The organism is Daejeonella sp., from assembly GCF_030684675.1.
Lineage (GTDB): Bacteria > Bacteroidota > Bacteroidia > Sphingobacteriales > Sphingobacteriaceae > Daejeonella.
Genome location: NZ_JAUXXZ010000009.1, coordinates 162,839 through 174,151 on the forward strand (window position 1 = coordinate 162,839; position 11,313 = coordinate 174,151).

At 39.1% G+C, this 11,313-nt stretch carries 9 protein-coding genes; 6 read left to right on the forward strand and 3 right to left on the reverse strand.

Annotation, left to right across the window (positions count from 1 at the left end):
• Positions 1–362 precede the first annotated feature (362 nt).
• Positions 363–1,724: a DUF1080 domain-containing protein gene (locus Q8M41_RS01745; protein WP_305363513.1), complete on the forward strand. Its 1,362-nt coding sequence runs from the start codon at positions 363–365 to the stop codon at positions 1,722–1,724.
• A gap of 201 nt (positions 1,725–1,925) precedes the next feature.
• Entirely contained in the window at positions 1,926–3,212 is a 1,287-nt protein-coding gene (locus tag Q8M41_RS01750; RefSeq protein WP_305363514.1) for a Gfo/Idh/MocA family protein, read from the forward strand.
• Positions 3,213–3,319: 107 nt separating this feature from the next.
• Here Q8M41_RS01750 and Q8M41_RS01755 read toward each other — a convergent pair whose 3' ends face one another.
• Both Q8M41_RS01755 and Q8M41_RS01760 read right to left on the reverse strand, forming a co-directional pair.
• A complete protein-coding gene (locus tag Q8M41_RS01755) occupies positions 3,320–4,318 on the reverse strand; it encodes a Gfo/Idh/MocA family protein (RefSeq protein WP_305363515.1) in 999 nt (332 codons plus the stop codon).
• Positions 4,319–4,418: 100 nt separating this feature from the next.
• The gene (locus tag Q8M41_RS01760; protein WP_305363516.1) at positions 4,419–5,654 is read right to left on the reverse strand and encodes an MFS transporter; all 1,236 of its coding nucleotides are present in this window, start codon (positions 5,652–5,654) and stop codon (positions 4,419–4,421) included.
• Between the two features lie 340 nt (positions 5,655–5,994).
• On the opposite strand from Q8M41_RS01760, the gene Q8M41_RS01765 reads away from it, so the two are divergent.
• Positions 5,995–6,930, forward strand: a complete 936-nt coding sequence (locus Q8M41_RS01765; protein ID WP_305363517.1) for an AraC family transcriptional regulator — start codon at positions 5,995–5,997, stop codon at positions 6,928–6,930.
• A 128-nt stretch (positions 6,931–7,058) separates the two neighbouring features.
• Here Q8M41_RS01765 and Q8M41_RS01770 read toward each other — a convergent pair whose 3' ends face one another.
• Positions 7,059–8,444, reverse strand: a complete 1,386-nt coding sequence (locus Q8M41_RS01770; RefSeq protein ID WP_305363518.1) for a LutB/LldF family L-lactate oxidation iron-sulfur protein — start codon at positions 8,442–8,444, stop codon at positions 7,059–7,061.
• A 258-nt stretch (positions 8,445–8,702) separates the two neighbouring features.
• Between Q8M41_RS01770 and Q8M41_RS01775 the strand changes: the two genes are divergently transcribed.
• From Q8M41_RS01775 to Q8M41_RS01785, 3 genes are all read left to right on the forward strand, one after another.
• Positions 8,703–9,329: a hypothetical protein gene (locus Q8M41_RS01775; protein WP_305363519.1), complete on the forward strand. Its 627-nt coding sequence runs from the start codon at positions 8,703–8,705 to the stop codon at positions 9,327–9,329.
• 135 nt (positions 9,330–9,464) lie between these two features.
• On the forward strand, positions 9,465–10,664 hold the full coding sequence (locus tag Q8M41_RS01780; protein WP_305363520.1) for a hypothetical protein: 1,200 nt from the start codon (positions 9,465–9,467) through the stop codon (positions 10,662–10,664).
• Entirely contained in the window at positions 10,649–10,978 is a 330-nt protein-coding gene (locus Q8M41_RS01785; RefSeq protein ID WP_305363521.1) for a hypothetical protein, read from the forward strand. The genes Q8M41_RS01780 and Q8M41_RS01785 overlap by 16 nt, the downstream gene beginning before the upstream one ends.
• The last annotated feature ends 335 nt before the right edge of the window (positions 10,979–11,313 follow it).

An 11,313-nucleotide genomic window follows, 5' to 3' on the forward strand; every position in this document is an offset into this window, starting at 1 on the left:
TTAGATTAGCAAATTAGAGAATGAGCAAATGAGCAAATGCGCCCTTAAATTCGCCATTCACTTATTAGATATAATTGATAGATAGATTAGTTTTAATTAGCAATTCTGAAGTTCTTAAACCCGATTGGAGCGGATACCGGCCTGTGGTTAAGGCCTGTGTAGTATGAGCGAAAAGCGGGACTGCCTTTAAAAAATGCGCTTCAGTATATTTCAAAATGATAAAAACTAATTTACAACTACAGAAAAGCAAGTAAAACCAACTCGTTAAATAAAATTGTATCGAACTCAGATTAATTTAATTCTTAGGATAAATTGGCTGATATAATTCTTAAATTCAATTCAGAAACTCAAACTATAAAAAAATGAATCTTTCAAATAAACTCAGGTCACTCATTCTGCTGGCATTGATTCTTCCGGTGTTGGTATCATTTAAGGAAGATCCAAAACGCACGGAAAATAAGGCAGAAATGCTGCAAAAGGCGGGCTTTGTTCCTTTATTTAATGGGAAAGACCTTAAAGGATGGAAAGGCTTAGTAGGCGACCCGATAAAGAGGTCGAAGATGGATGCCAAAACTTTGGCAGAGGAACAAAAAAAGGCTGATGCAGAAATGCGTGACAGTTGGAAAGTGGTCGATGGCGAATTGCGGTTTACCGGCCATGGAAACAATATTACCACAGTTAAGAAATATGGTGATTTTGAAATGATGGTCGACTGGAAAATTATTGATGACGGGAAGCAGGAAGGTGATGCCGGGATCTATCTTCGCGGTACGCCACAGGTGCAGATCTGGGATAATGCCCGTGTAAAGGTCGGAGCCCAGGTTGGATCAGGTGGTTTGTACAACAATAAAGTGAATGAAAGCAAACCTCTTCAAGTTGCTGATAAGAAATTGGGGGAATGGAATACCTTTCATATTATCATGAAGGCTGACCGGGTTACGGTTTATCTGAATGATGTTCTGGTAACTGATAATGTGATCCTTGAAAATTACTGGGACAGAAACTTGCCTATTTTTGCGGAAGAGCAAATAGAATTGCAGGCACATGGTTCTCCTGTTTACTACCGGAATATTTACATCAAAGAACTTCCACGTGTAAAACCATTCCAGCTTAGTGCACAGGAAAAAAAAGAAGGTTATAAGGTATTGTTTGATGGAACCAATATGCACAGCTGGATAGGTAATACCCGGGATTATATCACCGAAAATGGCAATATGGCTGTCATCCCGAAACCGGGCAAAAGTACCCTGGGTAATAACTTATTTTCAAGGGAAGAATTCAGTGATTTTGTATTGCGTTTTGAGTTTCAACTGACTCCAGGTGCGAATAATGGCTTGGGTATCAGATCTCCAATAACCGGTGATGCGGCTTATGAAGGAATGGAATTGCAAATACTGGATAATGATGCTCCTGTTTATAAGGATTTGAAAGTTTATCAGTATCACGGTTCTATCTATGGTACTATACCTGCAAAAAGAGGCTATCTGAAACCTGTAGGGGAATGGAACTATCAGGAGGTAATTGTCCAGGGACCAAAGATCAAGGTCATCTTAAACGGTACGGTAATACTTGATGCAGATATTACGGATGCCAGGAAAAATGGTGCCGCAGATGGGCAGAAACATCCCGGCTTATTACGTGACAGCGGTCATATCGGTTTTCTTGGGCATGGAAATCCGTTGAAATTCAGGAATATCAGGATTAAGGATTTGAGTGGGAAATAGGGAATAGGTAATAGGGAATGGGGAATTGAGAGTGGAGAATTGAGACCCGATAGCTATTGGGTGGGCATAGGATTTGAGAAAACAGCAATAATTTGAGTATTGGCTAAGATTTGATAGCTGAAACCTGATACCTGATACCTCACAACCCACAGCCCAAAGCAAAAATCACCATTGTTTATCATAAAATACAATACTTAGTTTATGAAACTGAATTCAACCCGTAGGGATTTTATCAGGAATACAAGCATTGCCGGTATGGGAATGTTGATGTTACCTGGAATGTTGCGTAAAGTAGCAGCCAGTGATCGTTTGCGAATCGCCCATATTGGTCTGGGTGGAATGGGCAATGCACATATGAAGTGGTTTGCGGCAATTCCGGAAGTCGAAATCGTAGCTTTATGCGACGTGGATCAGCTTCATTTAGATTCAACTATGCAAACCCTGAACACCCTTCGTCCGGGGCATAAAGCACAGGCCTATAAAGATTTCAGGCATATACTGGATCGCAAGGATATTGATGCGATAAGCTGTGCGACTCCTGATCATTGGCATAGTCAGGTTGCAACTCTGGCATTTAAGGCCGGTAAAGATATGTATGGTGAAAAGCCTCTTTCTTATGATGTTAAGGGAGGCGAAGAAATGCTTAAGAATTTAAAGCGTTACGATCGGATTTTCCAGCTGGGCACACAGATTCATGCCGGCGATAATTATCATCGTGTGGTGGAACTTGTTCGTTCGGGAATCCTGGGTAAAATTCATACCGTTCGTTTATGGAAAACCGGTGTTCCTCCCGATTTTGGTCCTGCAGCCTATCTGCCTGTTCCAAAGAATTTGGATTGGGATATGTGGCTTGGCCCGGCTCCTGTATCTGAATATGATCCTCAACGCTGTCATTTTAACTGGCGTTATTTTTCTGATTACGGACATGGTGTCTTCGGTGATTTCTGGTCGCATATCGCTGATGTTGCTTATTGGGCACTCCAGCCTCAGGGCTTAAAAAGCATCCACTCCAGAGGCGAGCAAAATACCGGCATTTCCAATGTTCAGCGTTGGATTGATGTGGATTATGAGTATGAAGACTTAAATATTTACTGGACGAGCACAGTTCCAAATGTTTCGGGAGCTGCCACTCGTTCTAATATTGGGGCTTATTTTGAGGGGGATAAGGGTACTTTGATTTGTGATTATAATACCCATGAAGTCAGAATAGGAGGAGAGCTAATGCCTGATTTGACCCATGTACCGATCACAATTGAACGTTCACCGGGTCATCAGCAGAATTTTGTGAATGCAGTTAAATCACGTACACAACCCGAGTCTAATCTGGAATATGCCCGTAAACTTACATTGCCTATGCACCTCGGAATAATATCTTATAAATCAGGCAGAAAGCTGGAATGGAATGACAGAAGAGAGCGGTTTGTAAATGACAGAGAGGCTAACCAGCTATTATCCAGGGAAAATCGGAAGGAATGGGATTTGACTTAAATTGCTTATGGTACGGTGAGAACACTGACCAGAGGAAAAATATAAAAATCTCTTAAAAAGAAATTATATTAATTAAAAAGAAATTAATTATCTCAAAATAATTTAGGCTACAGGCTTATCCATTTGCCACTTTCAGAACTCTTAAAAACCCCCTCAATCACCAGCATATTATTAAGGGCATCTTCAAGTGGGGTAGGAACTTTTGTATTGTCAAGAATTGCTTTTGAAAAGAGATCACCCTGAATTGCGTATTGGTCACAAATATCGAAAGTGAATTCCTCTGTTCTATCTGTGGTATGAAGCCACAACCTGGTGGCCCTATCACATGGAGCATTAAATGGAATCTCTATTTCAATACGACCGGTATCTCCAAATATATTAACCCGCTGATATGGGATCAATTGTATAGAACAGGTAAAAGTTGAAGTGCCGGTAGAAAACTCAAGTATCCCCGAAGCCATGCGGTCTATTTTAAATACCGGATCAATTTCTGTTAAACCGATAACCCTTTTTGGCTCCTGATTAAAAAGGTATCGTGATAAGGAAACACAATAACAGCCAATATCCAATAAACCTCCTCCACCATATAATGCCTTGTTACAAATGTTATCCGGATTGATATCATAATAGGAAAAAAATGTATGGATAGATTTAAGTTTTCCAATTTGACCATCTTCCACCAGTTCTTTTGCTTTTTGCCACTGAGGATGATGACGGTACATAAACGCCTCCATTATTTTTAGTTCTGGCTTTCCCTGCGAAGCCACTATTAATCTTTCGGCCTCCTTAGAGGAAACGCCAATCGGCTTCTCCAGCAATACATGTTTATTGGCTTCCAAGGCCTTGATTGCCCATTCTACATGCATATGGTTCGGTAGTGGAATATAAACTGCGTCAATTTCCGGGTCAGCCAAAAGCTTATTGTATGAATTGTAAGCTTTCGGAATTTCCAGCAAAGTGGCAGCATTAATTGCTTTATCAGCATTCCTCGAGGCAATGGCAACAATTTCACTATATTGTCCCTGTTTCATAGCCGGGATAACATTTTCTAATGCGATGGTCGCAGTGCTAAGTACCCCCCAGCGAATTTTAGATTTCAAGGCCATAGTTAATTTCTAATTACGAATTACGAATTACGAATTACGAATTTCCCACCCGATAGATATCAAGTCCCTATTCACTATTTCCCATTTCCCCTTCTCATTTCTATTTATTATCCACCTCCACTTTCACAACTTTTTTAGGTTCACGGAAGAATATAAGAAACACTACAAGTACAGCAACAGACCCCCAGGCCGGGTAGATCCATATACTGCTCCAGTCATGGGCAATTGTCCCAATCGGCTGAGCAAGGGTATTGGCTTGCTGAGAAATACCTGCCAGGTTTGTCCCAACAAAGGCACCTACCCCCCAAAGTATGAAAGCAATTAGTCCCTGAGCGGCACCGCGCATCCTTTCATTGGCTTCTTCATCAACATAAAGTTGTCCTGCAATGAATAGAAAATCATAACAAACACCATGTAGTAAAATTGCACTAAAGACCATCATTGTTTGCATTGAAACTGCGTCAACACTTCCGGCTAAAAGGAAATAACGTGCTGCCCATGCCAGAATACCGATGAAGATGGTTTTCTTATAGCCCAATCTGCTAAGCATTACTGGCAGCAGAATCAGGAAAACAACATCCGAAACCTGGGCTAATGACATTTTAGCTGCACTAAACTCCCATCCCAACTCGGTCACATACTGGTTCATGTTCACAAAGTAAAAATAGAGCGGGATACAGATCAGGAACATACATAAAATGAATATGGCGAAAGATGGCTTTTTGAGTAGAGCCAATGCATCAAGCCCTAAAATTTCACTCATACTCACATCCTTGCCGGTTTTCATTGGTGGTGTGTGCGGTAAAGTGAGTGAGAAAAGCCCGAAAATAATTGAAGTTGTTCCTGCAACGTAAAACTGAACAGCCGACTGTTCACCTTTAAAGACCACACTAAGGGTTATACCGGCAGCAATCCAGCCGATTGATGCAAGGGTTTTAACCAATGGGAAATCCCGCTTTTGGTTATCCAGATGACGGAGAGAGAGAGAATTACCAAGAGCCAGTGTAGGCACATAAGTACAGCAATAGATAATCAGCATTGGATAGAACGAGCTGAATGTTGTCATCATTGGAAGAGCGAACAGCATTAATCCACCCGTAATTCCAAGAAATGCCAGAAGCTTCTCAGAAGCAAAATAGCGATCAGCAAGTAATCCAACCAGGAATGGGGCAATCATTGCACCAATAGCAAAGGCACCATAGGCTAGCCCAATCTGTGCTCCCTCAAATTGAAGCGTTTTGCTAAGGTATGTTCCCATACTTACATACCAGGAGCCCCAGATGAAATATTGCAGAAACATAAATAATGCTAGTTTAGTTTTGAGTTGTGCTTGCATGACGGTTTTTTTATTTTTTTGTGTAGGATTCTCTTAAATCAAGAATTAATTAAAAATTATTTATTCTTTAACTAAAATAACATTTATCATTAAACTTAAAGACATTATAAATTCTAACTGATAAATTTATTCCTGATTAATAATTATCAAACCAAAGCCCTTTTCTTAATCCGGAATTTTCAATAATAAAGTATTATCCTCCCAACTATTTATCAAAACTATCTTACCTGAGGCCATTTTTCTGCTACTTTTATTTACATTTATGATACTATCTTCTATTAATTCAATTTCTATTGATTTTATAGTTTAAATTAGTTTAGGTCATTAAAAGGATTTTATCATGAAAGCTTTACAGTATCACATCCCGCTAGAGTTAGATAAATCGTTCATTATTTTCAAGGAGGAAGGGCCGTTTTTCCCTTGTCCATGGCATTATCACTCTGAATATGAATTGGTCTTAGTCAATAAAAGTACCGGTGTGCGCCAGGTTGGAGATCATATCGGATATTTTATGGAAGGTGATCTCGTTTTAATGGGGCCATCACTCCCGCACCTCTGGACTAATGATCCGCAATATTTTAAAGGAAAGGCTAATTTAACTGCAGAGGCAACTGTTATTCATTTCGTTGAAAATTTTTTGGGAAAAGAATTTTATAACCTCCCCGAGATTGAACCTATAAATAACCTTTTAAAGCTATCCAAACATGGGATGGTAATAAGAGGAAATACAAGGAATAAAATTGCCGCTTTAATGCAGGAAATGCAGACAATGAGTGGAATCCAGCGGCTTGCTTCCTTGCTGTCGATCTTCGATATTCTGTGTGCAAGTAATGAATATGAGCTTTTGGCAAGCCCGGGCTATCTGAAACACGGACTTTTGGATTGTTCGGATAAGTTCAGTAAGGTTAATGCTTACATCCTGAGAAATTTTGATCATGATATAACCCTTAATGAAGTCGCATCTGTTGCGAATATGGCAGTCAGTACTTTTTGCAACTATTTCAAAGAGCATTATAGGGTTACTTTTGTTGAGTATTTGAATAAGGTAAGAGTTGGACATGCCTGCAAATTATTGGGTGAACTGGATGAGAATGTTGTTGAAATTGCCTACAAATGCGGTTTTAATAACCTGGCCAATTTTAACAGACAATTTAGGAAGATCAAGAATATGACACCAAGTGAATATCGAAGGACATCAAATGTCAATGTCCCTCAGGTAGGTAGTACAGGTAGATGGCTCGTAATTTCAAACAGAACGTCGGTTGAGTGTGCGTGAGAGGAGTATTGAGTATTGAGTATTGAGTACCTGGTGCCAAGAACCAGGAATCAAGACAAATAGTACTCATTTGACAATTAGTAGTATTTCTCCAACCAACTAACAACTAACCAACTAACAACTATCAATTAACCAACCAATTTATCTTTCTCCTTCCACTGCTTACTGAATGATTTTTCAGCCACCTTTGGAAGTTCACGGTGTTTACCCCAGCTTTTCTTAAAGAAAGTACGGAGCATTAAATTTTTGAATTTACCCCCGAACATATCCATCGTTTTGCGTTTCAACATACCCGTTTTCCATCCTTTCCATCCCATGTTTTCTGAAAATGGACTTAATCCCTGCTGAACAGAATCTCTTCTGTTCAATAATAGCATTTTATGGATGTCGATCTTTACAGGGCATACTTCTGTACACTTTCCACAGAGGCTTGAAGCATAACTTAAATGTTTGAATTCTTTCATGCCGGCCATGTGTGGGGTGATGATCGAACCAATCGGACCGCTGTAAGTAGTTTCATAGGTATGACCGCCTATATTTTTATAAACAGGGCATGCATTAAGGCAAGCACCACATCGTATGCAGTAAAGTGCCTGGCGTTGCTCTTTCTGGGCAAGCAGGTTGGTACGGCCATTGTCCAGTAAGATTACATACATTTCCTCTGGTCCATCACTTTCATTTCCTTGTCTTGGACCACCCAGAATCGTATTGTAAACAGTCAGATTTTGCCCGGTACCATGGCTTGACAATATTGGCCAAAACAGATCCAGGTCATTCATTGTAGGAATTACCTTTTCAATACCAACTATAGCGATATGGATTTTTGGGAAAGTGGTCGTTAATCTAGCATTTCCTTCATTTTCTGTCAGGGCAATGCTACCACTATCAGCAATCAGGAAATTTCCGCCGGTAATACCAATATCGTACGAAGTGTATTTCTCTCTCAATAGCTCGCGGGCTTTCATGGTGAGCTGTTCCGGAGTAGAATCTATCGGAGTTCCGAATTTTTCGTTGAATAATTTTGCGATATCCTCCTTGCTCAGGTGCATTGCAGGAGTAACAATATGATAAGGCTTCTGACCTAATAGTTGAACGATGTACTCACCGAGGTCACTTTCCAATGCCTCAATATGATTTTTTTCAAGAAATTCATTTAAATGAATTTCTTCAGTAGCCATTGATTTGGATTTGATGACCGTTTTTGCCCCTGCTTTTTTGATGATCTGGAGGATTTCATTCTGGGCATCTTCTATATCATTCGCCCAAATTACTTTGCCTCCTTTTCTCTGGAAATTTGACTCAAACTCTGGAAGAAGTTTGTCAAGATTTTCCATCACCTTCCATTTTATGGTATGAGCTTTTCGTTTAGAATTTTCAAGATTGGCAAGTTTTGACAATCCCCGTTCAACAGCTACATGATATTTACCAATATTATAATTTATGATACGGCGATGATCCAGATCAAAGGCTTTTGTATCGGAGGTATGGATGAAATCGGTGGCTAACTTACTCATTAGGCGAATTTAGTTATTTTGAACTTAAACTCTATTAATGTTCGGTTTTTTGCTCAAAATGAAATATTTGAAGAGAATTTTAACCTGCTTGTAACGAAAAGCGATTCCTCAACGTCTATATAAATGTGACAATCGGATATTTGCAGCCGAATTCCGATGTTACATGTTCAATACTCCGGATTATTGAATATGCAATATTTATTAAGACTGGCTGTTTTTATTATTTTTTACGAGATGAAATATTTTATTAAATTTTTAATGCCAGGCCTCTTACTATTGGCCTCATGTAGTTCAAAAGTCTATATAGACAAAGCATTTTTTTCAAAGCCTGAACCTGGTACCCAGATTTTGGCAGTACTTCCTGCTGAAGTAATATTTACAGGCAATTTGCCAAAGAATTGGGGACCGGATCGTGTTTCCAAAATGGAAATTGAGCAGAGCAGCAAAATTCAGGAATCTATTTATGATGACCTTTTATTCCATGCTACAAGCGCTGATCTGCGAAATAAATGGAGTGTTAAGCTTATGGATTATCGTTTAATCAACAGTAAACTTCAGGAGAATGGAATTTCGATAAAAGATTCCTGGAAACTTCCATCCGACGAATTAGCAAAGATTCTGGGTGCAGATATGCTCATCCGTACAAGGGTGCAGAATAGGCGCATAATGTCAGAAGCGGCTGCAGCCGGTATTAATGTTGGTGCTTCAGTATTGCGTGGGGTATTAAATAACGGTTCTTCTGCGGGTTATGTGCCAGGAGCACGTGCGAGTGAGAATGATATGAGTCTTTCTTTATACCATTCTTCAAAATCAGAAGCAGTTGCGAGAATCAGCTCTGAGCGAAAGTTAAGAGCGAGAAAATTGCCGGTGTATGTGAAGAATTAAAATCTACCGGATCAGGCTTGCCGGAATATTTCATATCCGGTCTCAATTAACAAATCATCTATTTTTTAAAGAACACCATCCGGTGCAGGAATCCTATTGACCGAAATCTGCACCTGATGGTACAATATCAATCAAATGAAATCACAATATTTTAATTTTATTTACCTATTGAGCCTTCTAATCGGCTTAAGTTCATGTGTGAAAGAGGAGAGTAACCTGCAGTTGCCGGCTCCGCTTGAGATGAATACATTCAGAATCATGCTCGATCCCCTTCCTGATGGTTCTGCTTATGACACTTCTGATTTATTTGCATTCGTAACGATTAAGAATGATAAGGACGAAGATGTATTGAGCAATAAAAAACTGGCCATTAGCTTCAACGGAAAGTATGTCACAGAGAAAATTAAACTTGATCCCGGAAATTATAAAATAAGCAGTTTTATAATCAGCAATGGGGATAGTTTCACCCAATTTGCTGCACCAAAGGCCAATTCTGCTAAAGCTTCAGAAGTACAAAAGCCTTTGAACATCAGTTTTAAACTCGAGAATGCTGATATTTTTGACCTTCCTGTTGAAGTTGCAAAAGTTCTGAATCAAGATAAAGCAGAGAACTTTGGCTATCAGACTGCTGATTTCAAAGTCCAAATTATGGATGAAAATAAATTTATTAAGGTGAAACTTCAGGCTGTAATTACGGTAGGGGATATTAACTATGATAATATCCCCGCTTTATTCAAACTTAGCAGATGGGATTCAAGGGGGGATTTGAGCGAGAAGGATACTTTGCTTGCAGGGGGAGTAAATGAGGTGTTCCTGCCAAAATCTGGCGTAAAATATCAGTTTAAACTCAGTAAATGGGGAGTGTCAGATGAGATGACCCTCAATAAAGACCAGCTTAATGAAGCTGGTGTATATACTTTGGGAGGAGCTAAGTCATCAAAAAAATTGCGACTTGAAGAGCAATTTACCTTCACCCAGGCAGGATATATGCCATCCGGTAAAACAATATACAGTTATGATCCAAACGGCAATCTTAAGCAAATTGATTTTTATGACAAACTGCCACAGTATAGTGACCTGCGTTTAAGCTGGAGTAAAGTTTATGTTTATACAAATGGAAAACTCGGCCGTATTAATTATTTAAACGATCAGGGAGTACCATTTGGATATCTTGAAATGACTTATAATGCTCAGGGGACTAAAATTGTTGCTATGAAAGAGAGTTCTTATGATCAGTTTACAAACGCTAATGTTGAACATACCTTTCTTTCTGGTCATGCAAAGATCAATTTTAATTATGTTTTGCCAACGGTAGGACTATGGTCTACAACTTAAAGATAAAAGGAGGTAACAAGGTAGAGGATTCAGGAAGCAGTATGAACGCAGGGGAAAGAGGAACTTACCAGTATGATTTTAATATCAACCCTTATGTACATATGAATTTGCCAAATATCTATTTATCTTTTCTGTCTAAAAACAATATGGTTGCACAGGAGAAGACCTATTCGGGAAGTATTCCTTCAGCAGAACCTTATAAATTTGAGTACAGCTATGATGATGAAGGCTATCCAAAAGAATTAATAAAAAGCTTTAAAAACTATTTAAACGGAGAGCATTTATTTAAAATAAAAACGGTGTATACCTATTGATATATCTTTTTGATCAAAATAAATTAAGAGGGCGGATTCATTGATTTTGAGTCACCCTTTTGTCATTGCGAGTGTAGCGAAGCAATCTTAAATCTAATAGTACTAAAGTCATGAGATTGCTTCGTCGTGCCTCCTCGCAATGACATCCATGATAAAAATACTATTAAATTACACTTTGTATGGGCTGTGGGTGCAGCGTTTTGTCATTGCGAGGGGTAATTTATTGTATAAAAATCAATATTAATGACGTTAATTTTGCATAAGGCAAAAAACCTAGAGCAGTATAACAGTCTGAACACTAGTGTTCCAACCTGATTGCGAGTTTTGTTTTAGGG